Consider the following 26,451-nt stretch of genomic DNA (forward strand, 5'->3'; position numbering starts at 1 on the left):
TGACGTAGGGTCTATTCACGTGAACTGGATAGAAGCAGCCTTCCTTGGCCTTGTGCAGGGCCTGACAGAATTCCTCCCGATTTCTTCAAGCGCACACCTGCGAATTGTCGGCTCGTTCCTGCCCAATGCGGCGGATCCAGGAGCTGCTTTCACGGCCATTACGCAACTAGGCACCGAGACGGCCGTCATCGTCTTCTTCTGGCGCGACATTGTCAGGATTGTCCGTGCCTGGTTCGGATCACTGCGCGGAAAAGTCTCCAGGGACGATCCTGACGCGCGGATGGGGTGGCTGGTGATCCTCGGGAGCCTTCCGATCATCGTTCTCGGCCTGCTCTTCCAGGACCAGATCGAATCGGTCCTGCGCAGCTTGTGGATCGTGGCCACTATGCTGATCGTCTTCGGCATGATCCTTGCGGTAGCAGACGCCGTTGGCCGGCAGGAACGCGAGCTGAGCCAATTGACCTTCAAGCACGGCATCCTTTACGGCCTGGCGCAGGCCATGGCGCTCATCCCGGGCGTCTCGCGCTCCGGCGGAACCATCACCGCCGGCCTGTTGATGGGGTACACCCGGGAGTCGGCTGCACGCTATTCGTTCCTGCTGGCCATACCCGCTGTCTTCGGCAGCGGCCTCTACCAGCTGTACAAAGTGGTGTCGAAGGAAGGAATCACCGGGCCCTTCGGCTTGCCGGAAACAGCCTTGGCCACGGTCATCGCTTTCGTTGTGGGCTTCATCATCATCGGCTGGTTCCTCAAGTTCATTTCCACCCACAGCTACCGCGTCTTCGTGTGGTACCGCATCCTCCTTGGACTCGCCCTCTATGTACTGCTCGGTTTCAATGTCATCAGCGCCTAGCACTATGGTTGAGGCTGTGAAATCGTGGATCTCCCGCCCTGTGCCTGAACTACCCGGCAGCATGCCCCCCTTGAGGCTGTTCGATACCGCCCTCAGGGCAGTGGTGGAGGTCGAGCCACGCCCGGAGCAATCCATGTACGTGTGCGGCATCACCCCCTACGACGCGACCCATATGGGACACGCGGCCAGCTATGTCGCCTTCGACCTGCTCAACCGGGCATGGCGGGACAGCGGCCAGCGGGTTGCGTACGTCCAGAACGTCACCGACGTCGACGACCCCCTGCTTGAGCGAGCCACCGCCACCGGCGTCGATTGGCGCGAGCTGGCGGCGAGCCAGATTGAGCTTTTCCACGCCGACATGGACGCCCTCAACGTGCTGGCCCCGAACCATTACATCGGCGCCGTCGAGGCGATCCCGATGATTGTCCCGGCCATTGAGAAACTGATCGCGGACAAACTCGCCTACCGCGTGCACGGTACCGGCGGCGAGCCCGACGGCGACGTCTATTACGACGTCGAGGCGGCCGGCAAAGCGTCCGATAGCCCGGACGCGTGGACGCTCGGAGACATCTCCGGGCTCGGTGAAGTGGAAATGCTGGAGCTTTTCGCCGAACGTGGCGGCGATCCGGGCCGTTCAGGGAAGCGGAATCCCCTTGATCCCTTGCTGTGGCGCGTTGCCCGCGACGGCGAGCCGCGCTGGCCCGGCGCAAGCCTCGGTGACGGACGTCCCGGCTGGCACATTGAATGCACCGTCATCGCCCAGAAGTACCTGCCCGCTCCCTTCGCCGTGCAGGGCGGCGGATCGGACCTCGTCTTCCCGCACCACGAAATGGGTGCCGGGCACGCGTATTCGCTCAGTGGCGTTCCCTTGGCGCACCACTATGCCCACGCCGGAATGGTGGGCCTCGACGGCGAAAAGATGAGCAAATCCAAGGGCAACCTGGTCCTCGTGTCCAAGCTTCGTGCCGCAGGCGAAGAACCTGCAGCAATCCGTTTGGCGATCCTGGCCCACCACTACCGCTCGGATTGGTCCTGGACCGATGAAGGCTTCGTGGAAGCCAAGGAACGGCTCAACACGTGGCGGGCGGCCCGGGACATTGCTCCTGAGGGGACGGCGGCGCAGCTGCTCACTCGGATGCGTGCCGAGCTCGCCAATGACCTCAACGCTCCCGGCGCGGTTGCCGCCGTCGATGCCTGGGCGGCCGCGGCCCTCGGCAACCCGTCCACCGCGAATCCCGGCGCCTTCGATTCCGCCCTGGTGAGCGACGCGATCAACGGATTGCTCGGCGTCGAGCTCTGATATCCAAACAACGCGGGGTCACTTACGGCCCATAATGTCCCCTTGGACCGGCCGTAAGTGACCCCGCGTTGGGTCAGGGCTTGTCCTTGCCCCTGCGCTTCAGGTAGCGCTCGAACTCGCGCGCGATGGATTCGCCACTGGCCTCGGGAAGGTCGGCAGTGTCCTTGGCCTCTTCGAGCTGCCGCACGTAGGCGGCGATTTCCGGGTCTTCGGTGGCGAGCTCGTCCACGCCGCGCTCCCACGCCTCGGATTCCTCGTTGAGGGCATGGGTGTCCAAGGGCACCTGTAGCAGATCCTCGATCCGGTTCAAGATGGCAAGTTGCGCTTTGGGGGACGGCGGCTGGGCGACATAGTGCGGCACGGCTGCCCACAATGACACCGTGGGCAACCCCGCGAGCAGTGCGAACTCCGCCAGCACGCCCACAATGCCCACCGGCCCCTCGTACTGCGACGCCTCCAGGTTCAAGCGCTGCCGCAGTCCGCTGTCGTCCGAGGAGGTGCTGACGGGGATCGGTCGGCTGTGCGGCACGTCGGCCAGCAGGGCGCCGATCAGCACCACGTAGTCAACCTTGAGAGTCTCGGCGTGGACCAGAAGCTCGGCCGTGTAGGCGCGCCAACGATAGGAAGGCTCGGTGCCGAGCACGAACACCACGTCGACGTTGCTGTCCGGGACGCTGGCCTTGTAAAGGCGCGTGGAAGGCCACTTCACTTTGCGGGTTCCGGCGGCCGTGCGTCGAACGGTCGGCCTGGTGAACTGAAAGTCGTAGTAGTCGTCGGCATCAACGGATGCCACTTTCTTTCCTTGCCACAACTTGTTCAAGTAGTGAAGGGAATCGCTGGCCGCCTCTCCGGCGTCGTTCCAACCCTCGAAAGCCGCGAGCATCACGGTGATGCGCTGGCCTTCGGCTACAGGCTGGAGAAGGCGCTCAGGCTCCGGTGAAGTGGCCTGTCCGTCAGGGGCTCCGTCCAAACTGTTCATTCACTCACCCTACGTCCAAGACCGCCACCCATGCATGGCGTAAAGTGACCGGCGTGGCCATACTTCGCCCCCGGCGTAGAACGGCAATTGCCTTCCGTCCTTCCACGTAGACTTTAGGCATGCTTGCTTCAGCCACCCAGCCCTTTGTAAAAGCCGAGCTCAAAGCCGCACTATGGGACATGGATGGCACCTTGGTGGACACCGAGCCATACTGGATTGCCGCGGAACGCGCCCTCGTGGAGTCCCACGGCGGCGCCTGGAGCCATGAACAAGCCATGCAGCTCGTAGGGCAGTCGCTGATGCATTCGGCCGGCATCCTCCAAACGGCTGGAGTGAACCTGGAAAAGCGCGAGATCGTCGACTCCTTGAGCGCCCAGGTCATCGACCGTCTCCGCGTCGAGGTGCCGTGGCGGCCCGGTGCCAAGGAATTGCTTGACGAGCTGTATCAATCGGGCGTCCGCTGTGCCCTCGTGACCATGTCCGAAGGCCCGATGGCGCGGGAGGTCGTGGCCAACCTCCCCAAGCCCTACTTCGAGTTCCTCATCACGGGAGACACCGTGAGCCAAGGAAAACCCCACCCGGAGGCTTACCTGACCGCCGTCGAGCGACTCCAGGACACAGACCCCGGGCTGACCGCAGACCATTGCGTCGCACTCGAGGACTCGGTTCCGGGAGTTGCGTCCGCGATCGCCTCAGGCGTGGTGACGGTCGGGATCCCGCACCAGATGCCGCTGCCGGAGGACCCCCGCCGGGCAACCTGGGACTCCCTTCAGGGCCGGAAGGTCGCCGATCTTGAAGCGCTTGTTGCCGCCAGGGCCTCCGCGAATGTGCCGGCCGGAACTCTCCTTGGACGGGCGAACTAAGTGAGCACTCCCCGGAATGGTGGCCATAGCACGCGTCGCGGCAGTAAAGACGGGATTCCCCTCGGCCGGATAGCGGGAATCCCCGTATACCTCGCTTACTCCTGGTTCATCATCGCGGCGTTCACTGTGATCGTCTATGGTCCAGCTTTGCTCGTCCGGGAGCACTCCCTCGGGATCGCCGCATATTTCGTTGCCTTTGCGTATGCGGTGCTCCTTGCCCTTTCCGTATTGGTCCACGAGCTCGCCCATGCCTTGAGTGCCAAGGCGTTCAACTGGCCCACGGAGAAGATCGTGCTGAATCTGTGGGGCGGGCACACACAGTTCGAGAGCTTCATTGCTTCCCCTGGCCGTTCGGTGGTTGTTGCCTTGGCAGGACCCGCAGCCAACTTTGTCCTCGCGGGCGGGGCCTGGCTGGTGCTTCAGACCGGTATCTTCACCGGGGCAGGGGACACCCTGACAAATATCTTCATGTGGGCCAATTTCCTGATCGGCATCTTCAACGTCCTCCCGGGCCTGCCCTTGGACGGGGGGCGCTTGGTGGAGTCCGCGGTATGGAAAGCCACAGGCAGTCAGGAAAAGGGGACGGTGGCGGCTGGCTGGGCGGGACGGGTCATCGTGATCGTCCTGGTCGTTTGGATCGTCGTACTGCCCGTGCTCAGCGGAAATACCCCGGATCTCAGCTATATGCTCATCACCTTCCTGGTCTGCAGCTTCCTGTGGATGGGTGCCTCGGGCGCCATTCAGCAGGCCACGCTCCGCGGCCGCCTTCCCTTGGTGAGCGCCGCGGCCTTGGCCGAGCCCGCCGTCGGGATTCCGAACTCGGCCACCGTCGCCGACGTCCTGCGGGTGGCACCCTACGGCACTCCCGCCGTCGTGATCTGCGGACCCGATGGCCGGCCACAGGGCCTTGTCGATCCGCATGCCACCGCAGCCGTGCCGCCCTCCCAGATTTACGCAACGCTGGTGACGGCGGTTTCGACCCCGCTCGCCGAGGGCGCCTACGTCCCGTGGAGTTCCAGCGGCCAGGAACTGATCCAGTATCTGGCGCAGCTCAGCGGCACTGAATACGCCGTCGTGGACGAAGCCGGTACGGTCATGGGCCTGCTGCGGCAGCAGGCCGTAGTGACAGCCATTACAGGTAAAGTAGCCCGACGGAGCGGACGCCCGTAGGACCTTCCCGGTAGAGTTACCTGCCGGCCGTGAATTAACCCGGCCGCGCATCACCAAGCAGTAACTGTGGCAACAAAAGACGGCCCAGCCGTACAGGAGCGAGGAAATCCCCATGAGCAGCGAAACCGCCGCCAACTTCACGGCCACCGACACCGCCGACACCGCCATTCAGCCGACGGGTGCGGCACGGCGCCGAGGGCCGTTCCGCGTGGGCGAGCGGGTTCAACTCACGGACGAGCGAGGCCGGATGAACACCATCACGCTGGAGGAGGGCGGAGCCTTCCACACGCACCGCGGCTTCCTCAACCATGACGAAATCATCGGCCAGGTTGATGGCTCCGTAGTCGCCAACAACATCGGCCAGCAGTACCAGACGCTCCGGCCGCTGCTCTCGGACTTCGTGTTGTCCATGCCCCGCGGTGCAGCAGTGGTCTACCCGAAGGATGCCGGGCAGATCGTCACGATGGCCGACATCTTCCCGGGTGCGCGCGTTGTGGAAGCAGGCGTTGGTTCCGGCGCCCTTTCGATTTCCTTGCTCCGCGCAGTGGGCGACAACGGTTACCTGCACTCTTTCGAACGTCGCGAAGAATTCGCAGACATCGCCCGCGGCAACGTGGAAACAATTTTCGGCGGTCCGCACCCCGCCTGGAAGATCTCGCTGGGCGACTTCCAGGAGGAAGTGGTCCGCAGCGAAGAGCCCGGATCCGTGGACCGCGTGGTGCTGGACATGCTCGCTCCTTGGGAATGCCTCGACGCCGTTGCGACCGTCCTGGCCCCCGGCGGCGTGTGGATCAACTACGTGGCCACGGTGACCCAGCTTTCCCGCACTGCCGAAGCCATCCGCGCCGACGGACGGTTCACGGAACCGGACGCCTGGGAGTCCATGGTCCGCGGCTGGCACCTTGAGGGCCTCGCCGTCCGCCCGGACCACCGCATGGTGGCCCACACCGGCTTCCTTTTGGTCACCCGCCGCCTCGCCGACGGCGTGACCGGAATCTCCGTCAAGCGGCGTCCGTCCAAGACCGAGTTCAGCGAAGAGGACTTGAATGCGTGGACGCCGGGCGCCGTAGGAGAGCGCGCGGTTTCGGACAAAAAACTGCGTCGGGCGGCACGCGATGCGATTGCCGGCACCAACGTCAAGGACGACCCCACGCCCGCTCCCTGAGGAAACATCACAAACTGGTCCGCATTCCGGATGTCACAGGTTTCCCGACGCTTTTGAGGGCTAAGGTCTATTTATAGAAAGCGGGAAGGAGCTGATGCTTCGTGGATACGTCGAACAATGACTTCGGGCGAACAACGCCGGAGGAGCCAGCGAACAAGGCTGTGACTGAGGGAAAAGCGGGACACGGGGGTGGAGCAATCCAGCCGGTGGACGACTCCGCGGAGCTCACCGTCGCGGAACGCCAGATAAACATCCTTCGAGACAAGCTGCGCCACATCGACCGTCAGCTTGCCGCCGCCACGCAGAACAACACCAAGCTCGTGACCATGCTGGAAACGGCGAAGGCCGAAATCCTGCGGCTCAAAGGAGCCCTCGAGCAGGACGGCCAACCGCCGTACAGCTTCGGGACGATCCTGCAGATCAATCCGAGGCGCCAGCCCACGGCAGGCAGCACCGGCCAGGCGGCCACGGAGGAGTCGGTAGACATCTTCAACGCCGGCCGCAAGATGCGCGTGGGCGTCAGCCCGCTCGTGAACATCAACCAGCTGGCCGTCGGGCAGGAAGTCCTCCTCAATGAGGCCCTTCTCGTGGTGACCGGCCTGGGCTACGAACGTGCAGGCGAACTCGTCACGCTCAAGGAAATGCTAGGCACGGACCGCGCCCTGGTAGTGGGCAGGGCCGATGAAGAGCGGGTGGTGAGGCTTTCGGGTGCCTTGCAGAAAGTGCACCTGCGCGTCGGTGACGCCCTGTCCCTGGATTCCCGCACCGGCTACGCCCTGGAGAAGGTTCCCCGGGCAGAGGTCGAAAACCTCGTCCTCGAGGAAGTCCCGGATATCACCTACGAGGACATCGGCGGCCTGGGCCCGCAAATCGAACAGATCCGCGACGCGGTGGAACTCCCGTTCCTGCACCCGGATCTGTACCGCGAACACGGGCTCAAAGCACCCAAAGGCATCCTGCTGTACGGCCCTCCGGGTTGCGGCAAGACGCTGATCGCCAAAGCCGTCGCCAACTCGCTGGCCGCACGCGCCTCCGAACGGGCCGGCAACGTGGACCTGAAGAGCTACTTCCTGAACATCAAGGGACCTGAACTCCTTGACAAGTACGTCGGCGAAACAGAGCGGCACATCCGGCTGATCTTTGCCCGCGCCCGGGAGAAGGCTTCGGATGGCAGCCCCGTGGTGGTGTTCTTCGACGAGATGGACTCGCTCTTCCGCACCCGCGGCACCGGTGTCTCCTCCGACGTCGAAACAACCATCGTCCCGCAGCTCCTGAGCGAGATCGACGGCGTCGAACGGTTGGACAACGTAATCGTGATCGGCGCCTCGAACCGCGAAGACATGATCGACCCGGCCATTCTCCGTCCCGGCCGCCTGGATGTGAAGGTCAAGATCCAACGGCCCGACGCCGAGGCGGCGGCTGATATTTTCGCCAAGTACATCACCACCGACCTTCCTTTCCACGCGACGGATCTGGCAGAGCATGGCGGCGACGTCCAGGCCACGGTCGACGCCATCATCCAGCGCACCGTCGAAGCCATGTACTCGACGGAGAAATCCAACGAGTACCTCGAAGTCACGTACGCCAACGGCGATACCGAAATGCTCTACTTCAAGGACTTCAACTCCGGTGCCGTTGTCCAGAACGTCGTGGACCGGGCCAAGAAGTACGCCATCAAGGACCTCCTGCTGACCCAGCAGAAAGGCCTGAGGATCGACCACTTCCTGCGCGCCGTCGTCGACGAATTCCGCGAACACGAGGACATGCCCAACACCACCAACCCGGATGACTGGGCACGCATCTCAGGCAAGAAGGGCGAACGCATCACCTACATCCGCACCATCGTCCAGGGCAAGGCCGGCCAGGAGCCCGGGAAGTCGATCGAAACGACTCCCAACACCGGCCAGTACCTGTGACGGCCCGGCCGGAAGGCCTGCCTTCGGACAAGCTTCCCGTCGGCGGGGCCATGCGGGTCATGGGATCGGAAACCGAATACGGCATCCATTCGCCCTCCGCGCCGGGGGCGAATGCCACGATGATGTCCGCCCGGATCATCCAGGCCTACGCCAACCTGACGCGGCAGCGGGCGGCCGGCGGCGCCGAGACCCGTTGGGACTATACGGACGAAGAACCCTTGCATGACGCGCGCGGTTGGACACTCGAGCGGAGTGCCGCCGATCCCAGCCAGCTGACTGACAGGCCCCCGGTGCTCGACGCCGAGGCCGTCGCGCTGGCGTACGGGCGCCAGGAACTGGAAGTCGACGGCAGCGACGAGTCCGGATCTCTGCTGATGAACATGGTGCTCGGCAACGGGGCCCGGCTGTATGTGGACCATGCCCATCCTGAATATTCCAGTCCCGAGGTCACGAATCCCCGTGACGCCGTGGCCTGGGACGCGGCCGGCGACCTCGTGGCCTTGGCCACCGTGCGGAAGGTGGCAGCCGATCCCGATCTGCCGCCCATCAACCTGTACAAGAACAACACCGACAACAAATCGGTGTCCTATGGGTCCCACGAGAACTACCTCATGCCGCGCTCGGTACCTTTCGGGGACATCGTCCGGGGCCTGACGCCGTTCTTCGTCACGCGCCAGGTCATTTGCGGAGCCGGTCGGCTCGGCAAGGGCCAGGACGGTTCAACTGCCGGGTTCCAGATCAGCCAGCGGGCGGACTTCTTCGAGGCCGAGGTGGGACTGGAAACCACCATCAGGCGTCCGATCATCAATACCCGGGATGAACCGCACGCCACCGCGGACAAGTATCGGCGCCTGCATGTCATTATCGGCGATGCCAACCTGAGCCAGGTGTCGAACTACTTGAAGTTCGGCACCACGGCTTTGGTCCTGAGCCTTATCGAAGCCGGCCAGGCACCGAAGATCGAAGTGCATGAGCCCGTGGCGGGCCTGCAGGCCATCAGCCATGACACCTCCCTGACCGCCACCGTCAGGCTTCTTGACGGACGACGCGTCACTGCGCTCGATATCCAGTGGATGTACTACGAGGCAGCGGCCAAACTTGGCCAGGAAACCGGAGTCTCCGATTCCTTCAGTGGAGACGGCCACACCCGTGACGTCCTGGAGCGGTGGGAGTCGACGCTGGCGCTTTTGGGGAGCAACCCCGCGAGTGCCGCGTCTTCCGTCGAATGGCTGGCCAAGATGTCCCTGCTCGACGGCTACCGGAACCGTGACGGCCTGGAATGGAAGGACGCCCGCCTGGGGCTGGTCGATTTGCAATGGTCTGACGTGAGGCCGGAGAAAGGCCTGTACTACCGGATGCTTTCCCGCGATCGCATGCAGACGATCGTCGACGACGCGACGATCAGCCGCGCCGTCGTCGAACCGCCGTCGGACACCCGGGCGTATTTCCGCGGGAAGTGTGTTTCCAGCTTCGGCAAGGACGTAGTCGGCGCCAGCTGGGATTCGGTCATCTTCGACGTTCCGGGCATCGGGAAACTGCAGCGGGTGCCGACCAGGGAACCCCTCCGCGGCACGGAAGCACTCACCGGCCAGTTGTTTCGGAAACATGCCACAGCGGGAGCCTTCCTCCGTGAATTGCTCGGCCTGGACCCGGCCCCGCCCGCCTGACCGGGCAGCCGAGGAACGGCGTCCAAACGGGCCCGACAAAACCGCAGCGTCGCGGCCCGCCCCGTGGCAGTATGGCATTACAGGAAGTCCCCGTTGCCGGGGATGGACAGAATGGAGAAGGAAATGGCAGCTCAGGAGCAGCAGCAACCGCAGTCGCGGGACGTCGAGACGGAGGCCGATGCCCCCGAAGCACCGCCCGCAGCGCCAGAGGCACAGGCCTCGGTCGCCACGCAGGGCGTTGACGATCTCCTCGACGAAATCGACGGCGTACTTGAGTCGAACGCCGAGGAATTCGTGCGGGCATTTGTGCAAAAGGGCGGTCAGTAGCCAGCAGCCAGCCCAGCCAAGGGCCCGGCCGGCGCGAGGCCGCCGGGCATCGGATGTCAGAGTCGAAGGAGCGCAGCAATGCAGGATCCATCAGCCGGCCACCTGGCCACCCAAGCAACGTCTTCGTTCATAGAGCATTTGCAACGCTCCAGGCCTGAACTCCTTCCCTTCAACCAAGCGCTGCCTGCGGGACAAATTCCGCCGGTGCCCCATGCCACGACAATCGTCGCCCTGAGTTACCCAGGCGGCGTCCTGATGGCGGGGGACCGGCGTGCCACCATGGGCAACGTGATCGCCAGCAGGCACATCGAGAAGGTCTTCCCGGCCGACGAATATTCCGTCCTGGGAATTGCCGGGACAGCAGGCCTGGCGATCGACATCACACGGTTGTTCCAGGTGGAACTGGAACACTACGAAAAGATCGAGGGCACGCTGCTGAGCCTGGACGGCAAAGCCAACCGGCTTGGAGCCATGATCCGCGGCAACCTGCCCATGGCGATGCAGGGCCTCGCGGTCATTCCGCTCTTCGCTGGATTCGACCAGGCGGCCGGCGTGGGACGGCTTTTCTCATACGATGTCACCGGCGGACGCTACGAGGAATTGGAGCACCATTCGGTCGGTTCCGGTTCCGTCTTCGCGCGTGGCGCCTTGAAGAAGCTGTGGCGGCCGAACCTCACGGAGGACGAGGCCGTCGCCGTCGCCGTTGAAGCCCTCTACGACGCTGCCGACGACGACTCCGCCACCGGCGGTCCGGACCCCGTCCGGCAGCTCTGGCCGGTGGTGTATACGGTCAACCGCGCCGGCGCCCGCCGGGTGCCGGAACGGGAATTGGCGGCGATCGCAGGATCCATTATTGAGTCGCGCGCAGTTGCCGGACGGGAGGCCTGACATGACCCAGCAGTTCTATGTTTCGCCCGAACAACTGATGAAGGACCGCGCGGATTTCGCGCGGAAGGGCATCGCCCGGGGCCGTTCCGTCGTCGTGATCAGTTGCGCTGACGGCATCGCGTTGGTGGCTGAGAACCCTTCGCCGTCGCTCCACAAAATCGGTGAGATCTACGACAAGATCGCGTTCGCCGCCGTGGGCAAGTACAACGAGTTTGAGAGTCTTCGTCAAGCAGGCGTCCGCTACGCCGACGTCCGCGGCTATTCGTACGATCGCGAGGATGTCACGGCCCGTGGCCTGGCCAGCGTCTACGCGCAGAGCCTGGGCGCGGTCTTCACCGCGGAACAAAAGCCTTTCGAGGTGGAGCTCGCAGTCGCAGAAGTCGGGCACACGCAGGCCGAGGACCATCTTTATCGGCTGACGTTCGACGGTTCGATCGCCGACGAGAACGGTTTTGTGGTGATGGGCGGCTTGGCCGAGCAGGTAGCTGAGACCGTGGCGGGCGGTTGGGAAGCCGACCTCAACCTGGCCGGCGCACTCCGCCTCGCGGTCAAGGCGCTGGCCACGGACAAGGAAGTCGACGCCCTGCCCGGCACCGCCGTCGAGGCCGCAGTCCTTGACCGGAGTCCGGAAAGCGGACGCGGTTCCCGACGGGCCTTCCGGCGGCTCCGGGCGGACGAAATCACACAGCTGCTGGCAGGGGAGGCCTGAGATGGACAAGAGAATATTCGGGATTGAAACCGAGTTCGGCATTTCGTATTCGAGCCCGGACTCGCGGCCTTTGGCTCCCGAGGAAGTCGCCAGGTACCTCTTTCGGAAGGTCGTGAGCTGGGGACGTTCCTCCAACGTCTTCCTGACCAATGGCTCGCGGCTGTACCTGGATGTCGGTTCGCACCCGGAGTACGCCACTGCGGAATGCGACGACCTCGCGCAGTTGATCGCCCACGACAGGGCCGGGGAACTCATTCTCGATGACCTCGTCGATGAAGCGCAGGCGCGGCTCGCGGCGGAGGGATTCAACGGAACGGTCTACCTGTTCAAGAACAACACCGATTCCGCCGGCAATTCCTACGGCAGCCATGAAAACTACCTGATTCCCCGGCGCGGCGAGTTCTCGCGGCTCGCCGAGATCCTCATTCCCTTCCTCGTGACGAGGCAGCTGATCGCCGGCGCGGGCAAGGTCCTGAAGACACCACATGGGGCCACGTTCGCGTTCTCCCAACGTGCCGACCACATTTGGGAAGGCGTGTCTTCTGCGACGACGAGGTCCCGCCCGATCATCAACACCCGTGACGAGCCCCACGCCGACGCCGAGTTCTTCCGCCGTCTGCATGTGATCGTCGGCGATTCCAACATGTCCGAAACCACCGCCCTGTTGAAGGTGGGAACGGTGGACCTGCTCCTGCGCATGATTGAGGCCGGGGTGATCATGCGGGACATGCGCATGGAGAACCCGATCCGCAGCATCCGTGAAATCTCCCACGATCTGAGCGGTAAGGCCTTGGTGCGCCTGGCCAACGGCAGGCAACTGACGGCCCTGGACATCCAGCGGGAGTACCTCGCAAAGGTCACCGCCTTCGTGGCATCAAATGGAGCCCACAATCCGCACGTGCCGCTCATCCTGGATCTTTGGGAGCGGACGCTCGACGCGATCGACAGCGGCGACACCAGCGGAATAGATACGGAAGTTGACTGGGCCATCAAGAAGAAGCTGATGGATGGCTACATGCGCCGTCATGGAATCGGCCTCGACTCTTCGAGGATCGCACAACTGGACCTCACGTATCACGACATCTCGCGCAAGCGCGGGCTCTTCTTCCTGCTTCAGTCGCGCGGTGCGGCGAGGCGCCTCGTGGCTGACACGGACATCAAGGACGCAGTGGATGCGCCGCCGCAGACCACCCGGGCAAAACTCCGTGGCGACTTCGTCCGGCGCGCCCAGGAACTCGGGCGTGACTACACCGTGGATTGGGTCCATTTGAAGTTGAACGACCGCGCGCACCAGACGATTTTGTGCAAGGATCCGTTCCGCAGCGTCGACGAGAGAGTGGATGCCCTGCTGGACTCGATGAGCTGACTCCCAGCTTCACCCGCTATTCTGGAGGTTGGCCTTTTAACAGGCCGCTACGCGCATGGCCGAGCCTGGCCCGGCCATGCCCTCCTTTTGCCCCGACGAAAGTTCAATTTGTGCGACGTCTACTAGCAATTCTTATCCCCGGCCTTTTGCTGCTCACCGCCTGTGGCGGAAGTCCGGCAGCAGCTCCGGAGCCCACCAGTCAGTCCGCCGGCGATGTAGCCAAGCTGGATTCCCTTAAGGTCTCCGACAATGGAGACAAGAAGGCACCCGGCCTGGAATTCAACAAGCCGTTGGATGTGACGCAGCCAACCATCAAGATGGTCAGCGACGGCACTGGCGACAAAGTGAAAGCCGGCCAGGTGGCGCAGATCACCTACATCGCCGTCGACGGCAAGGACGGCAAGACCCTCGAGGACACTTTCCCCAGCGGGTCCCAGCCCGTCGAACTGAACGATCAGCTCAAGACCGGCAGCGCTGTGCTCTACAACGCGCTGGTCGGGGCGAAGGTAGGCGCTGACATCGCTTTCGCCGTGCCAGGAACCCCGGCATCGGCTGAAGCAGCGGCAACGTCATCCCAACTGGTGGTCTTCAAGGTCACCGGCGTCAAGGATGCAGTCAAGCCCCTCGACAAGCCGGAAGGCGATGTCGTGACCCCGCCCGCCGGCCTCCCCACGGTCAAGGCCGACGACAAGGGTGTTCCGCAGATTACCGTTGCCGGTGCGAAGGCCCCCGACGCCCTCGTCTCCCAGGACCTCATCAAGGGCAAGGGCGCAGTGGTCAAGGAAACGGACACCCTGACGGTCAACTACGTCGGCGTCACCTTGGCTGACGGCAAGAAGTTCGACTCCAGCTATGACAAGGGCCAGACAGCCAGCTTCGCGCTGAACGGCGTCATCAAGGGCTGGACTCAAGGCCTGACGGGCAAGACCGTCGGCTCCCGTGTCCTCCTGGTCATCCCCAAGAGCCTCGCATATGGCGACGCGGCCGCAGCCCAAGGCCAGCCCACGGGCGATCTGGTCTTCGTCGTGGACATCCTGGGCGCCCAGTAGCTTTCCGCAATTTTCCGAAACACCGTAACTATCACATTGAGGAGTACCCATGTCATTTGGACAGCGCGATTACGACCGCACCAAGCCGGAGATCGACTTCCCGGAGGGCGACGTCCCCACGGAACTCGTTATCAAGGACATCGTCGTTGGTGACGGCGCCGAGGCCCAGGCCGGCGACACCGTCTCCACCCACTACGTCGGCGTTGCTTGGTCCACCGGCGAGGAATTCGACGCATCCTGGGGCCGCGGCGCGCCGCTGGACTTCCGCGTGGGCGTTGGCCAGGTCATCCAGGGTTGGGACCAGGGACTGCTTGGCATGAAGGTCGGCGGCCGTCGTCGCCTTGAGATCCCCTCCGAGCTTGCCTACGGTTCCCGTGGCGCCGGCGCGGCTATCAAGCCCAACGAAGCCCTCATCTTCGTGGTGGACCTCGTGGCAGTCCGCTAGGTCTCACAGCATAGGAAGGCGCGTCTGCAGCCGGAGAAATCCGGCCGCAGACGCGCCTTCCGCCTTTGCCGGCGGAATTTAGTAACGTTGCAAGCGTGTCCGCATCACGTACCGAACGACTCCTGAACCTGTTGATTGCCCTTCTGAACACGAGATACGGGTTGTCCCGGGCCGTTCTCAGGCAGAAGGTCTATCACGACGCCGGCGGCAGCGACGTCGCGTTCGGACGCATGTTTGAACGCGACAAGTCAGACCTGAAGCAGTTTGGCTTCGAGATCGAAACGCTTTTCGACCACGGATTCGGCTCGGACGATCCCGCCTCGACCCGTTACCGCATCGGCAAGGAGTCCAATCGCCTGCCTGACGTGCAACTGACGCCGGCGGAGGGCACGGTCCTGCTCCTGGCTGCGCAGCTGTGGGAGCGCGCGGCGCTCGGTTCGGCCGCGGCAAGCGCACTGCGGAAGCTGCAGGCTTCCGGCGACCTTGCCGACGTCGAACTCCCCGCCGGCGTCCAGCCGCGCATCAAGCCCGCCGGCCAGGCTTTTGACGACATCATCGTGGCCATGAACGGCCGGCACCCCGTGAGTTTCGGCTACCGTGCCGCCAGCACCGGCAAGGACGAACGCCGCACCGTGGAGCCTTGGGGCCTCGGCAGCCGGTTCGGCCAGTGGTACCTGGTGGGCTTGGACCGGGCCCGGAAGGCGAAGCGGTTTTTCCGGCTGTCCCGGATGACTAGCGATGTCCATGTCGAGACCGGGCATCACTGCGAGACTCCTCCGGGGTTCGATATCCGTGCCGAACTGGACAGCCTCACCGAACTTCCCGTGCAGGAGGCCCACCTCGACGTCGCCGAAGGCCGACTGCTCGGTCTTCGCAAGCGCGCGGTGGGTGCCACCGGGACGGCTGCCACCAGCGGCTCCCCGGGCGGCTGGGACCGTCTGTCGGTGCCTTTCCGGGACAGTGAGCTGCTCGCCGAGGAGCTGGCCTCCTACGGTCCCCACGTCCGCGTCGCTGGACCTCCGGAGCTGCGCGACGCCGTGATCCGCCGCCTTGAGGCGGCCGCTGCGTTCGCCTCGAGCCCCGCCGTCGAGGTCCGCTTCTCCGGCGCCGGGCCGGCACCGCTGGCCCGTAAGCGGACCTCGGAAGACCAGCTCAACCGCATGCTGCAACTGGTCCCTTTCCTGGTCCACAACCAGGGCCTGCCGATCCAGGAAGTGGCGGACCGCTTCGGTGTGACCCGCGAGGAACTCGTGGCCGACCTGACCATCCTGATTTGCTCCGGACGGCCCGAGGGCTATCCGGACGACTTGTTTGACATCGATTGGGAAAACGAGCACGTCTACATCCGCGAGCACCTCGAACTCAACCGGCCCATCCGCTTCAGCGTTGACGAGGCTTGCGCGCTGCTCACGGGCCTGGCCACCCTGGGCGGGCTCCCCGCCCAGGCCGGCATGTCGGAGGACGAGCAGAGCGGCGCCCTGGAGTCCGTGACCCTGAAACTCACCGGCGCTGCGGGGGAGGCCGGTCGTTTGGCGGCGGCCGTCGCGGGGCCACCCGTAACCCCCGCCGACGCCGGGGCGTTCGACACCATCACCCACGCGATCCAGTCGGGTCATCAATTGCGGCTTCGCTACTTGTCCCGGCAGCGCGACTCGGTCTCCGAGCGGGACGTCGACCCTTTCCGGCTCTATTCCTTGGACAACACGTGGTATTTCGAGGCCTATTGCCACAGCAAGGCCGGGCTGCGGAACTTCCGCCTGGACCGCATCGAAGAGGTCACGCCCAACGGCCGGCCGGTTTCCGAGAGTGCCGCCGTCGAGGAAGGCGTTCCGGTGAAGCTGTACACGCCCAACGACGACGACGTCGTCGTCGTCCTCCAATTGACCCGGCAAGGCGTCGGGCTGGCGGGCGACTATTACGCTGAGCGGACGGCCGTCCTTCCCGACGGCGGCATGCTGGCCGAGGTCCGGTTCGGAAATGCTGACTGGTTGCCGATGTTCGTCGCGCAGCATGGCGGTGCGGCCCGCATATTGCAGCCGGCCGAGTTGGCGGACACGTCTGCAGCGTGGGTGGCAGCGGCCCTCCGGCAGTACAAGCAGGCGGACCCGATACAAACCGTGAAGGCTGGTTAGACTACTCAAATGCCTTGGTGGTCCTGGATCCTTCTGTGGGTCGCGCTGATTGCGGTTTCGCTGCTTTGCTATGTCCTGTTGGGCGTCCGGCTTTTCCGGAAGTTCATGGCCACTGTGCATGAACTCAGTGCCGCAGGGGAGGCGCTCGGGCACCGCCCGCACCTTCGCGAACGTGACGATGACGACGGCGGGGGCCCGGCGGATGTGTTCGGTGCGGCCGTTTTTGCCTCACCGGAAGAGATGCGTCATGATTACGTGACGGCCAAGGCCTCCCGCCAGGAAGTGCGTCGCCAAAAGCGCGTTAAGCGCAAAGCAGAACGGGGCCAACCCCAGTCTCTGCACGACATCGAATTCAGTTAGACGTAGGATGTATTCCAACGAAAGGACTTCCCGTGGGACGACTATTTGATGGCCCTTGGCCAATTGTCATTATCATCATCGTGGCCCTGCTGCTGTTCGCGGCACCCAAGCTGCCTGCCATGGCCCGTAGCCTCGGCCAGTCGATGCGCATCATCAGATCCGAAGTCAAGGAAATGAAGAACGACGGGAAGCCTGCGGCCAAGGACGACACGGACCCCGTTGAGGGCAGAGTGGTCAACCACCCCGAAGCGAACAAGAGCGGCAACGACACTGACGTTCCGCCCGCAAACCGTAGCTAAGCAGTAGTGGCAACGAAGACGGGCCGCAAAGCCAACCCCGAAGGGCGGATGGCGCTCCTAGACCACCTGAGGGAGCTTAAGAACCGGCTGATCAAGTCTGCCATCGGCGTTCTCATTGGCGCCGTGGCAGGGTGGTTCCTCTACGAGCCGGTGGTCAACGGCCTGTCGGATCCGTTGATCAAGATCGCGCAGGAGACCAAGCGGACCGCGGTCCTGAACTTCGCGAGCGTGGGAGATCCTTTCGACTTCAAGTTCCGCATTGCGATCCAGATCGGCTTGGTGCTCTCCAGCCCCATCTGGATCTACCAGGTCTGGGCATTCATTACGCCCGGCCTGACCAAGAAAGAGCGCCGCTACACGCTCGGGTACATGGCCGCCGCGGTGCCGTTGTTCCTGGCCGGGGTCTTTGTTGCCTGGACAGTCATTCCGAACGTCGTGCGTGCGCTGTTGCAGTTCACGCCACAAAACGGCGCCAACAACATCGATGCATCCCAGTACCTGACGTTCGCCACGCACATGCTTCTTTTCCTCGGCATCGCGTTCCTGGTGCCGGTGGTGTTGGTGGGCGTCAACATGGCCGGTGTCCTGAGTGGCAAGACCATCCTCAAAGCCTGGCGCATCACGGTGTTCCTCGTGTTTGTCCTGGCGGCCGTTGCCGCGCCCGGTGCGGACGCTTTGTCGATGTTCATGCTCGCCGGCCCCCTCCTTGCGCTGTTCTTCGCCGCGATCGGGCTCTGCATGCTGAACGACAAACGGCGCGCGCGCCAGCAGTCGAAGATCGCCGCTGAGACGGATGCCACGGCCGACATCGCCACACCCGCTTCCGATCTGGAGAATCTCTAGTCTCACGGCCACTAGGGTTGAAGCATGTCCTCCAATTCAGGGGCCCTTTCGCCCTCAGAAGCCTTTCAAGCCGCAGCGCAGCGGAGTGCTGAGTCGAAGACCTACCTTGGCACTTTTGCCCAATCGCTGGAGTTCGAACTCGACGAATTCCAGCGTGACTCCTGCCGTTCGCTCCAGGAGGGCAGGGGAGTGCTCGTGGCGGCGCCCACGGGGGCCGGGAAGACAATCGTCGGCGAGTTCGCCATCTATCTGGCGCTCGAACGCGGACTCAAGGCGTTCTATACGACGCCCATCAAGGCGCTGAGCAACCAGAAGTTCTCCGAGCTCTCGGCGAAGTACGGCGCATCGAACGTGGGACTGCTGACCGGCGATACCACCATCAACGGCGAAGCTCCTATTGTCGTGATGACCACTGAGGTCCTGCGGAACATGCTGTACGCGGACTCGGATACCCTCGGGGATCTTGGCTACGTGGTGATGGATGAGGTGCATTACCTGGCAGACCGCTTCCGCGGCGCGGTCTGGGAAGAAGTGATCATCCACCTGCCGAGCGAAGTGCAAGTGGTCTCCCTCAGCGCCACGGTGTCCAACGCGGAAGAGTTCGGCGCGTGGCTGGACACCGTGCGTGGGCACACCGATGTGATTGTCTCCGAGCACCGTCCTGTTCCTTTGTGGCAGCACGTCATGGTGGGGCGTGAGATCGTCGACCTCTTCGCGGGGGACACCAGCTTCGACGAGATCGCTCCGGAGGCACCCGACGGCGAAGCGCCCGCACCGGAGGCAGTACGGGAGCCGGAACGGAATCCCCTGCGGAGGGAATTCGAAGTCAACCCGGAACTCCTGTCCATGGCCCGCGCAGAAAGCCAGATGAATTACCGTGGCCGCTTCGGCCATGGCGGGCGCAGTCGCCGCCGGCAGGACCGCCAGCGGGACAACACCGCCGCGGAGCAGCGCAGCCCGGTCCGGAAGGCTAGCCGGCCCCAGATCATCGCGAGCCTGGACCGCCAGGGATTGCTACCGGCCATCACCTTCATTTTCTCCCGTGCCGGCTGTGACGGGGCCGTAGCGCAGTGTGCCGCCGCCGGCTTGTGGCTCACGACGGAGCGCGAACAACAAATCATCGCATCCCGGGTGGATGAGGCGAGCCGCGAGATTCCGGCCGACGACCTGGATGTCCTGGGCTTTTGGAGCTGGCGCGACGGGCTGCTCCGCGGCCTCGCCGCGCACCACGCCGGGTTGCTGCCGACCTTCAAGGAAGTCGTGGAGACGCTCTTCGCGGATGGCCTGGTGAAAGCCGTGTTTGCCACCGAGACCCTTGCGCTGGGCGTCAACATGCCTGCCCGCTGCGTCGTCCTGGAGAAGCTCGACAAGTTCAACGGCGAAGCCCATGTCAACATCACCGCGGGGGAGTACACGCAGCTGACCGGCCGCGCTGGACGCCGCGGAATCGACGTCGAGGGCCACGCCGTGGTCCTCTGGCAACCGGGCACCGACCCTGCCGCCGTCGCCGGCCTCGCATCGCGGCGCACCTATCCTCTGAACTCAAGCTTCCGGCCCACGTACAACATGAGCATCAACTTGATTGCCCAGTTCGGCCGGCCCCGGGCACGGCAGATCCTCGAATCGTCGTTCGCCCAGTTCCAGGCGGACCGCTCCGTCGTGGGGCTCGCCAAACAGGTTCAAAGCCGCGAAGAGTCGCTCGCTGGGTATGCGGAATCCATGAAGTGCCACTTGGGCAACTTTACTGAGTACGCCAAACTCCGGCGGGACCTGAGCGAAGCCGAGCAATTCGCCTCGCGGAGCACCTCGCGGGCCCGCAAATCGCTGACCGTCGACTCCCTGACCCGGCTCATGCCCGGCGACATCGTCAAGGTTCCCGGCGGGCGTACGCCGGGCTACGCCGTCGTGCTCAATGCCGATCCCAACTCGCGTGAACCACGCCCCGCCGTCCTCACGGACGACAACCAGCTGCACAGGATCGGTGCCCACGAAGTCGAAGGGCCGGTCGCTCCCGTGTCCTGGATCCGGATTCCGAAGTCGTTCAACGCGAAACTGCCCAAATCGCGCCGTGACCTGGCATCCGCCATGCGGAATGCAGTGCGTGAGGGACGCCCGCCGGCCCGCGGCACCAACCGGAGCGAGGACTTCGGCCGCGCCCGATACCTGCCGGACCAGGAAAAGAAAATCGCGGACCTTCGCAGGGCACTGCGCGCCCATCCTTGCCATGGCTGCAGTGAACGCGAGGACCATGCCCGCTGGGCTGAACGCTGGTGGAAACTGCGCCATGAAACCGATGGGCTCGTCCGGCAGATCCAGGGCCGCACCAATACGATCGCGAAGACATTCGACCGCGTGTGCGACGTCCTGGCCGCCTACGGTTACCTGCAGACGTCCGACGCCGGCCATGTCACCATCAGCGCGGACGGCCAGCGCCTGCGCCGGATCTACGGCGAAAAAGACCTGCTGATCTCGCAATCCATCCGCCAAGGGGCCATCAAGGACCTCGACGCCGCGGAACTGGCTGCGCTGGCGAGCACGATGGTCTACCAAGCGAAGCGCGACGATCGAGGCCTGCGACCCAAAATGCCGTCTGTGTCCCTCGAAACGGCCGTGGACATCGTGGTGCACGAGTGGTCTGCGCTGGAGGACGTCGAGGACAAGAACCGGCTGCCGTTGACCGCTGAGCCGGAGCTCGGACTTGTCTGGCCCATCTTCAAATGGGCCAAGGGCCGCCACCTTCAGGAAGTTCTCAGTGGTACCGACCTCGCCGCGGGCGACTTTGTGCGCTGGGCGAAGCAGGTGATCGACCTGCTGGACCAGATGGCCAAGATTCCAGGGCTCGAACGGCGCCACACCAAGATATGCCGCGAAGCGATCGACCTGGTCCGCCGCGGCGTGGTCGCATACTCCAACGTCTCCTGACCCCCCACAGATTCCCAGCAAGGAGCATATCCATGACCCATCCAGGCGTGCCCGCCGACACCCGGCCCCGCAAGGTCACCATGTACCGGAACGGCTCTGTCTACACGGCCGCTGATCCCTTTGCGACCGCAATGCTGGTTGACGGCGACACAGTTGCCTGGGTTGGCTCGGAGCAGGCAGCGACGTCGATTGCCGACTCCTCGATGGAAGTCATCGATCTCCGGGGAGCCTTGCTGGCGCCTGGTTTCGTGGACTCCCACATGCACCTCACGGAGACCGGGATCGCTGCCGGTTCCCTCCAACTGGCGGGTGTCCGTTCGGCGCGTGAACTGCTCGACGCCGTCGCCGGGGCCGCCAGGGACCTTGGCGCCACCGGCTCCGTGCTTGGCCACGGTTGGGACGAGTCAGTGTGGGGCGAAAGAAGCCTGCCCACGCCGGAGGAGCTCGATCGCGCCGCGGGCGGGCGCAAGGTGTACCTGGCGCGCGTGGATGCGCATTCGGCCCTTGCCTCGTCCTCCCTGGCATCCTCCGCGGGACTGGACGGCCTCGACGGCTACGACGGTTCCGCCCACGTCCTGAGGGCCGCCCACACTGCCGCCCGGCTGGTCGCCAGGCAGTTCCCCGACGCCGAACGTCGCCGATACCAGGAAGTGGCACTCCGGGAGGCCGCGGCCAACGGCTACGTCGCACTGGCCGAAATGGCGGCCCCGCACATTTGCAGTGTCGAAGACCTTCGGATGTCCGCGGCGTGGAACTCTGAGTCAGGGAGCGAGGGCAGGGCGGCGGTCCCGCGAATCCTTCCCTACTGGGGCGAACTCGCCACGTCGGATGAGCATGCCGCTGCGATCCTGGAGGGCTTGGACGTCGCCGTCCTGGGACTGGCCGGTGATTTGAACATCGATGGTTCGATCGGATCGCGAACGGCTGCCCTCGGCTCAGACTACGCCGACGCGCCGGGCCACCGCGGTAGCCTCTATGTCTCCGTCGACGAAGCCGCGCGCCACTTCGCAGCCTGTTCGACGCTCGGTATCCAGGCAGGCTTTCATGTCATTGGAGACGCGGGGCTGAAGACGGCACTGGATGCCTTGGACCTTGCCGCGTCGGAAGTAGGGGAGCAGCGCGTCCGTGCCGCTGCGCACCGCCTGGAGCACGTGGAAATGGCCGACGCCGGTGACCTGGCCCGGCTTGCGAAGTATTCGATCACCGTGAGCGCTCAGCCAGCCTTCGACGCCGCCTGGGGCGGGGCCGGAAAACTGTATGAGCAGCGACTGGGGGATCGAAGCCTTGCCATGAATCCCTTCGCTTCGTATTACTCCACCGGTGTGCCGGTGTGCTTTGGAAGCGACAGTCCGGTCACCCCGTTGCGGCCGTGGTCCAGCGTGAGGGCATGCCTGGAACACAGCAATCCGGATCAACGCATTTCGGCGCGGGCAGCGTTCCTCGGGCACACCAGGGCCGGGTGGCGGGCGAGCAAAGAGCGCAATCCGTTCATGGGGCAATTGGTCCCCGGGGCTCCTGCAAGTTTCGCGGTGTGGGAAGTTGAGGAGCTGATGGTGCAAGTGGCCGATGATCGAGTCCAGTCCTGGTCCACCGATCCACGCGCTCGAACGCCCCTCCTCCCGGCGTTGGACCGCGGTAGCGACCCCGCTTGCCTGCAGACAGTGCGCGAAGGCCAGGAGATCTTCGCGAGCGAAACTTTGCGGTCATAGTTCCAGATAGCTTGCTTGGCCTGAGGGCCCCTGACCTGCATGGATGAACAAAGCCCCAGCTCAGGGGGCGCTTGACAGGATTTGTGAAGTCCGTAGCATTTAGGGTCAACAGACTGCCACAGGGAATACCTGGTTGTCTGGCCGCGGTCGGTTCCGTTTGTCAAAACAGTCAACGGACCCGTTTCCCAGGACCGCGGCACTCGTAGTGGGCAGGTCCACGGTGCTGCAGAAAACGGTTCGGCCACGAGTACAACACGCGGGCCGGCACTGGACCTGGGCTTGTGGACCTGCCCGCGGCCAATCGTGACCCTTGTGGCGGACGCCACAGATGTCCCAAAGTACGTCGGGTTGTCGTCCTATAATGGAGAGTTGCGCCTGAATGCCAGCCACGCTGCTGCTCCGGCCCACTGACCGCTCCATCAAGGAAAGGCCTCTTCTTGCGTGTCCTGACGATCATCCCCACGTACAACGAGCTGGAATCGCTACCCAAGACCCTCGGACGGCTGCGCGCGGCTGTGCCCGCCTCCGACGTCCTGGTTGTCGACGACAACAGCCCTGACGGCACGGGACAGCTCGCCGACAGCATCGCCGCCGAGGACAGCCAGGTCCACGTCCTGCACCGCAAGGGCAAGGAAGGCCTCGGAGCCGCTTACATTGCCGGATTCAAGTGGGGCATGGCCGCCGGCTATGACGTCCTGGTTGAGATGGACGCCGACGGCTCGCATCAGCCCGAGCAACTGCCGTTGCTGCTAGATGCGATCAACGACGGCGCCGACCTCGCCATGGGCTCACGTTGGGTTCCGGGTGGCGGCACCGTGAACTGGCCGCTCTACCGCCAGGCGATTTCACGCACGGGCAGCACCTATGCCCGGCTCATGCTCGGCTTGAAAATCAAGGACATCACCGGCGGCTACCGTGCGTTCCGCCGCAGCACCCTCGAGGCGCTCAAGCTGGACCAGGTCGAATCGGTTGGCTACGGCTTCCAGGTGGACCTGGCGTGGCGGGTGGCCAAGCTTGGCCTGAAGATCGTCGAACGCCCCATCACCTTCGTGGAGCGCGAGCTCGGGGCCTCCAAGATGAGCGGCAACATAGTCGTCGAAGCCATGATCAACGTCACCAAATGGGGGCTCGCTTCCCGCTGGGCCGCGTTGACCGGGAAGAAGACCCCGATCTCAAAGTAGGCCGGACACACAAAGGCCGGATCTGCGCTCTGCGAAGAGGGCGGATCCGGCCTTTGTCGTGGGCCTTGAAAATCGTGGCTGCTATGCCGAGCGGCGTTCCCCACGACGTTCGCGCAGGATGTTCAGGCGGTCTTCGAGGATCTGCTCGAGCTCGGGAAGGCTGCGGCGTTCCAGCAGCATGTCCCAGTGCGTGCGGACTGCCTTCTCGTTGGTGTCAACGGGGCGTTCGCCATCAACCAGGAGCGCTTCCTTGCCCGTCTTGGAAACCCAGACAGGAGGAATCTCGGCCTCGGAGGAGAAGGTAACGAAGACCTGCTCTCCGTCCGCGCAGCGGTATTCAACCCGTTGACGCGGCGCCGGCTCCACACCGGATTCGGTTTCCATGCTCTGGGCGCCAAGACGCATGCCCCGCAGGCTGCGATCGCTCATGATTACTCCCTCTGTCTGTTCGCGGAACCATGCTCCGCGCTAGCCGGACGCCGCGATGGCGTCGCCCGGACTACTGTCTGCACACGTTGCATCACTAGATGAAACGCCTGACCAAGCGTTAATGTTCCGTTCGGACTGAACCGGCCGGACAAATACACCATTATACGCGGATCGAAGCGGACAGGACAAAGCGAAGGGGACCCGCCAGTGAATTCGGCTGGTCCCCTTGCACGATGTCCGCAATTACGGCGACGGTTCCTGCGCAGCTGACGTTGGTTGTGCGTGTCCTGGACTTACGGTCGGTGTGCCCGCCGGGGCAGGAACTTCGGCCGACGGCTTTCCGGAATCGCTGAACAGGTCTGCTACGCCTGATCCGCCGTTGGCGCCACCCAGCGCACCGCCGATGCCTTTGAGGGCCTCGCCGACCTCGCTGGGGATGATCCACAGTTTGTTCGATGATCCCTCCGCAATCTTCGGCAGCGTCTGAAGGTACTGGTAGGCCAGCAGCTTCTGGTCCGGGTTGCCCTTGTGGATCGCGTCGAAGACCTTCTGGATGGCCTGCGCTTCGCCGTCGGCACGGAGGATGGCTGCCTTGGCGTCACCCTCGGCGGCGAGGATTGCTGCCTGCCGCTGGCCTTCGGCCGTGAGGATCGCCGATTGCTTGGTGCCTTCGGCCGTCAGAATCGCAGCACGCCGGTCGCGCTCGGCCCGCATCTGCTTCTCCATTGAGTCCTGGATGGAGTGCGGCGGGTCGATTGCCTTGAGCTCCACGCGCGAAACGCGGATTCCCCAGCGTCCGGTGGCTTCGTCCAGGACGCCACGGAGCTGGCCGTTGATCTGGTCGCGGGAGGTGAGCGCTTCTTCAAGGTTCAAGCCGCCCACGACGTTGCGGAGGGTCGTGGTGGTCAGCTGTTCAACAGCCTGGATGTAGTTGGCGATCTCGTAGGTCGCCGCCCGGGGATCCGTGACCTGGAAGTAGACCACGGTGTCGATGGAGACAACCAGGTTGTCCTCGGTAATCACCGGCTGCGGCGGGAAGGAAACCACTTGTTCGCGAAGATCCAACAGCGGCAGCAGGCGGTCGACAAACGGGATCAGGATGGTGAGCCCGGGGTTGAGCGTGCGCTGATACTTACCGAGGCGTTCTACGACGCCGGCGCGCGCTTGCGGGATGATCCTGATCGAGCGGACCAAGACGATAATCACGAATATGACGAGAACTAGCAGCACAATCGCGGCTGCCGTTCCTCCCAAGCTGTCCATACATCTCCTTCATTCCCCAGTTACGTATTTGATGCGGTATGTGTGCGGCAAAATGCCGGCCGCCCGTCGCCGAACGCTCGTCGTCGAACGTACGGCTTGAGCCATGGCGGGACGCTTCTCAGTGCGGGCTGTTTTCAGCCGTCAAGGCGACCACCGCCGTCGCGCCGTCAATCCTGGTGACCTGCACGGTCTGGCCGGCGTCGATGATTTCCGCCGCGCTGCGGGCGCTCCACACGTCGCCACCGATTTTGACGAGTCCCGCCGTCGCGCTGACAGGCTCCATGACGAGGGCCGATTGGCCGATCAAGCGGTCCACGTTGGTGCGCTGCTCGGCAGGACCCTTGCGGAGATGCTTCAGTGCGATAGGACGGACAAACGCGATCATCAGCAGGGACACGATGCAAAGGACGACGATCTGCAACCATAGATCGGCTCCGGCGAAGTCAGCGACGAGGGCAGCCAGCGCGCCGGCCCCGAGCATGATGAAGAAGAAGCTGAGAGTCAGCATCTCCACCACGGCGAAAGCGAGAAACACCGTGAGCCAGAGGGCCCACCAGTTGCTGCCAAGCCATTCAAACATCGTTCCCCCTGTTTCCGGACTTGCGGCGGCAGCCGG

24 protein-coding genes are annotated in these 26,451 nt (G+C 64.1%); 20 read left to right on the plus strand and 4 right to left on the minus strand.

From position 1 onward, the window contains the following. Positions 1-19: 19 nt before the first annotated feature. Together ACSBOX_RS09550 and mshC are read left to right on the plus strand one after the other, a co-directional pair. A complete protein-coding gene (locus ACSBOX_RS09550; protein ID WP_442545776.1) occupies positions 20-853 on the plus strand; it encodes an undecaprenyl-diphosphate phosphatase in 834 nt (277 codons plus the stop codon). 16 nt (positions 854-869) lie between these two features. Beyond that, positions 870-2,153, plus strand: a complete 1,284-nt coding sequence (gene mshC / locus ACSBOX_RS09555; protein WP_442545777.1) for a cysteine--1-D-myo-inosityl 2-amino-2-deoxy-alpha-D-glucopyranoside ligase — start codon at positions 870-872, stop codon at positions 2,151-2,153. A 73-nt stretch (positions 2,154-2,226) separates the two neighbouring features. Here mshC and ACSBOX_RS09560 read toward each other — a convergent pair whose 3' ends face one another. Then, positions 2,227-3,132, minus strand: a complete 906-nt coding sequence (locus ACSBOX_RS09560) for a PAC2 family protein (protein WP_442545778.1) — start codon at positions 3,130-3,132, stop codon at positions 2,227-2,229. 119 nt (positions 3,133-3,251) lie between these two features. Here ACSBOX_RS09560 and ACSBOX_RS09565 point away from each other — a divergent pair, with 119 nt between their 5' ends. The 18 genes from ACSBOX_RS09565 (at position 3,252) to ACSBOX_RS09650 (ending at position 24,143) form a co-directional block, all read left to right on the plus strand. Next, a complete protein-coding gene (locus ACSBOX_RS09565) occupies positions 3,252-3,995 on the plus strand; it encodes an HAD family hydrolase (RefSeq protein ID WP_442545779.1) in 744 nt (247 codons plus the stop codon). Next, positions 3,996-5,165 carry a site-2 protease family protein gene (locus ACSBOX_RS09570; RefSeq protein WP_442545780.1) on the plus strand — a complete coding sequence of 390 codons (1,170 nt, stop codon included), beginning with the start codon at positions 3,996-3,998 and terminating at the stop codon, positions 5,163-5,165. It abuts the gene before it with no gap. A 112-nt stretch (positions 5,166-5,277) separates the two neighbouring features. Then, the gene (locus ACSBOX_RS09575; protein ID WP_442545781.1) at positions 5,278-6,330 is read left to right on the plus strand and encodes a tRNA (adenine-N1)-methyltransferase; all 1,053 of its coding nucleotides are present in this window, start codon (positions 5,278-5,280) and stop codon (positions 6,328-6,330) included. 101 nt (positions 6,331-6,431) lie between these two features. Next, positions 6,432-8,246, plus strand: a complete 1,815-nt coding sequence (arc, locus tag ACSBOX_RS09580) for a proteasome ATPase (protein ID WP_078108900.1) — start codon at positions 6,432-6,434, stop codon at positions 8,244-8,246. 50 nt (positions 8,247-8,296) lie between these two features. Further along, complete coding sequence (dop, locus tag ACSBOX_RS09585; protein ID WP_442546007.1) at positions 8,297-9,913, plus strand: depupylase/deamidase Dop; 1,617 nt, start codon at positions 8,297-8,299, stop codon at positions 9,911-9,913. Between the two features lie 123 nt (positions 9,914-10,036). Then, positions 10,037-10,240, plus strand: a complete 204-nt coding sequence (locus tag ACSBOX_RS09590; RefSeq protein WP_078108941.1) for a ubiquitin-like protein Pup — start codon at positions 10,037-10,039, stop codon at positions 10,238-10,240. A gap of 78 nt (positions 10,241-10,318) precedes the next feature. Further along, positions 10,319-11,128, plus strand: coding sequence for a proteasome subunit beta (gene prcB / locus ACSBOX_RS09595; protein ID WP_442545782.1), 810 nt, complete (start codon positions 10,319-10,321; stop codon positions 11,126-11,128). A gap of 1 nt (position 11,129) precedes the next feature. Further along, positions 11,130-11,837: a proteasome subunit alpha gene (gene prcA, locus ACSBOX_RS09600; protein ID WP_442545783.1), complete on the plus strand. Its 708-nt coding sequence runs from the start codon at positions 11,130-11,132 to the stop codon at positions 11,835-11,837. 1 nt (position 11,838) lies between these two features. Continuing rightward, positions 11,839-13,203 carry a Pup--protein ligase gene (gene pafA, locus ACSBOX_RS09605; protein ID WP_078108903.1) on the plus strand — a complete coding sequence of 455 codons (1,365 nt, stop codon included), beginning with the start codon at positions 11,839-11,841 and terminating at the stop codon, positions 13,201-13,203. Positions 13,204-13,313: 110 nt separating this feature from the next. Continuing rightward, positions 13,314-14,252, plus strand: coding sequence for an FKBP-type peptidyl-prolyl cis-trans isomerase (locus ACSBOX_RS09610; protein ID WP_442545784.1), 939 nt, complete (start codon positions 13,314-13,316; stop codon positions 14,250-14,252). A 49-nt stretch (positions 14,253-14,301) separates the two neighbouring features. Then, complete coding sequence (locus tag ACSBOX_RS09615; protein WP_442545785.1) at positions 14,302-14,697, plus strand: FKBP-type peptidyl-prolyl cis-trans isomerase; 396 nt, start codon at positions 14,302-14,304, stop codon at positions 14,695-14,697. Positions 14,698-14,792: 95 nt separating this feature from the next. Continuing rightward, on the plus strand, positions 14,793-16,829 hold the full coding sequence (locus ACSBOX_RS09620; RefSeq protein WP_442545786.1) for a helix-turn-helix transcriptional regulator: 2,037 nt from the start codon (positions 14,793-14,795) through the stop codon (positions 16,827-16,829). A 9-nt stretch (positions 16,830-16,838) separates the two neighbouring features. After that, positions 16,839-17,189: a hypothetical protein gene (locus ACSBOX_RS09625; protein WP_442545787.1), complete on the plus strand. Its 351-nt coding sequence runs from the start codon at positions 16,839-16,841 to the stop codon at positions 17,187-17,189. 32 nt (positions 17,190-17,221) lie between these two features. Further along, positions 17,222-17,488, plus strand: coding sequence for a Sec-independent protein translocase subunit TatA (gene tatA, locus ACSBOX_RS09630; RefSeq protein WP_078108908.1), 267 nt, complete (start codon positions 17,222-17,224; stop codon positions 17,486-17,488). A gap of 48 nt (positions 17,489-17,536) precedes the next feature. Next, positions 17,537-18,331 (plus strand): twin-arginine translocase subunit TatC, encoded by a 795-nt coding sequence (tatC, locus tag ACSBOX_RS09635; RefSeq protein WP_442546008.1) that lies wholly within the window; start codon positions 17,537-17,539, stop codon positions 18,329-18,331. A 24-nt stretch (positions 18,332-18,355) separates the two neighbouring features. Continuing rightward, complete coding sequence (locus tag ACSBOX_RS09640) at positions 18,356-21,253, plus strand: DEAD/DEAH box helicase (protein WP_442545788.1); 2,898 nt, start codon at positions 18,356-18,358, stop codon at positions 21,251-21,253. A gap of 32 nt (positions 21,254-21,285) precedes the next feature. Continuing rightward, complete coding sequence (locus ACSBOX_RS09645) at positions 21,286-22,962, plus strand: amidohydrolase (protein ID WP_442545789.1); 1,677 nt, start codon at positions 21,286-21,288, stop codon at positions 22,960-22,962. 437 nt (positions 22,963-23,399) lie between these two features. Then, a complete protein-coding gene (locus ACSBOX_RS09650) occupies positions 23,400-24,143 on the plus strand; it encodes a polyprenol monophosphomannose synthase (RefSeq protein ID WP_442545790.1) in 744 nt (247 codons plus the stop codon). A gap of 81 nt (positions 24,144-24,224) precedes the next feature. Here the strand turns inward: ACSBOX_RS09650 and ACSBOX_RS09655 are convergent, their stop codons facing one another. The 3 genes from ACSBOX_RS09655 to ACSBOX_RS09665 all read right to left on the minus strand — a co-directional run bounded on the left by ACSBOX_RS09655 (position 24,225) and on the right by ACSBOX_RS09665 (position 26,415). Further along, positions 24,225-24,572, minus strand: a complete 348-nt coding sequence (locus ACSBOX_RS09655) for an RNA polymerase-binding protein RbpA (protein WP_059389983.1) — start codon at positions 24,570-24,572, stop codon at positions 24,225-24,227. A gap of 243 nt (positions 24,573-24,815) precedes the next feature. Then, on the minus strand, positions 24,816-25,835 hold the full coding sequence (locus tag ACSBOX_RS09660; protein ID WP_442545791.1) for an SPFH domain-containing protein: 1,020 nt from the start codon (positions 25,833-25,835) through the stop codon (positions 24,816-24,818). Between the two features lie 118 nt (positions 25,836-25,953). Beyond that, a complete protein-coding gene (locus ACSBOX_RS09665; protein WP_415986403.1) occupies positions 25,954-26,415 on the minus strand; it encodes an NfeD family protein in 462 nt (153 codons plus the stop codon). Positions 26,416-26,451: the final 36 nt, after the last annotated feature.

Source organism: Arthrobacter sp. KN11-1C (genome assembly GCF_052180225.1).
GTDB lineage: Bacteria > Actinomycetota > Actinomycetes > Actinomycetales > Micrococcaceae > Arthrobacter.

What these genes read in the sequence shown, in the direction of transcription:
- ACSBOX_RS09560 (WP_442545778.1), bottom strand. Translation starts at nt 3,132, where the DNA reads ATGAACAGTTTGGACGGAGCCCCTGACGGACAGGCCACTTCACCGGAG.
- ACSBOX_RS09565 (WP_442545779.1), top strand. Translation starts at nt 3,252, where the DNA reads ATGCTTGCTTCAGCCACCCAGCCCTTTGTAAAAGCCGAGCTCAAAGCC.
- ACSBOX_RS09575 (WP_442545781.1), top strand. Translation starts at nt 5,278, where the DNA reads ATGAGCAGCGAAACCGCCGCCAACTTCACGGCCACCGACACCGCCGAC.
- dop (WP_442546007.1), top strand. Translation starts at nt 8,297, where the DNA reads ATGCGGGTCATGGGATCGGAAACCGAATACGGCATCCATTCGCCCTCC.
- ACSBOX_RS09590 (WP_078108941.1), top strand. Translation starts at nt 10,037, where the DNA reads ATGGCAGCTCAGGAGCAGCAGCAACCGCAGTCGCGGGACGTCGAGACG.
- prcB (WP_442545782.1), top strand. Translation starts at nt 10,319, where the DNA reads ATGCAGGATCCATCAGCCGGCCACCTGGCCACCCAAGCAACGTCTTCG.
- prcA (WP_442545783.1), top strand. Translation starts at nt 11,130, where the DNA reads ATGACCCAGCAGTTCTATGTTTCGCCCGAACAACTGATGAAGGACCGC.
- pafA (WP_078108903.1), top strand. Translation starts at nt 11,839, where the DNA reads ATGGACAAGAGAATATTCGGGATTGAAACCGAGTTCGGCATTTCGTAT.
- ACSBOX_RS09615 (WP_442545785.1), top strand. Translation starts at nt 14,302, where the DNA reads ATGTCATTTGGACAGCGCGATTACGACCGCACCAAGCCGGAGATCGAC.
- ACSBOX_RS09625 (WP_442545787.1), top strand. Translation starts at nt 16,839, where the DNA reads ATGCCTTGGTGGTCCTGGATCCTTCTGTGGGTCGCGCTGATTGCGGTT.
- tatC (WP_442546008.1), top strand. Translation starts at nt 17,537, where the DNA reads ATGGCGCTCCTAGACCACCTGAGGGAGCTTAAGAACCGGCTGATCAAG.
- ACSBOX_RS09640 (WP_442545788.1), top strand. Translation starts at nt 18,356, where the DNA reads ATGTCCTCCAATTCAGGGGCCCTTTCGCCCTCAGAAGCCTTTCAAGCC.
- ACSBOX_RS09645 (WP_442545789.1), top strand. Translation starts at nt 21,286, where the DNA reads ATGACCCATCCAGGCGTGCCCGCCGACACCCGGCCCCGCAAGGTCACC.
- ACSBOX_RS09655 (WP_059389983.1), bottom strand. Translation starts at nt 24,572, where the DNA reads ATGAGCGATCGCAGCCTGCGGGGCATGCGTCTTGGCGCCCAGAGCATG.
- ACSBOX_RS09660 (WP_442545791.1), bottom strand. Translation starts at nt 25,835, where the DNA reads ATGGACAGCTTGGGAGGAACGGCAGCCGCGATTGTGCTGCTAGTTCTC.
- ACSBOX_RS09665 (WP_415986403.1), bottom strand. Translation starts at nt 26,415, where the DNA reads ATGTTTGAATGGCTTGGCAGCAACTGGTGGGCCCTCTGGCTCACGGTG.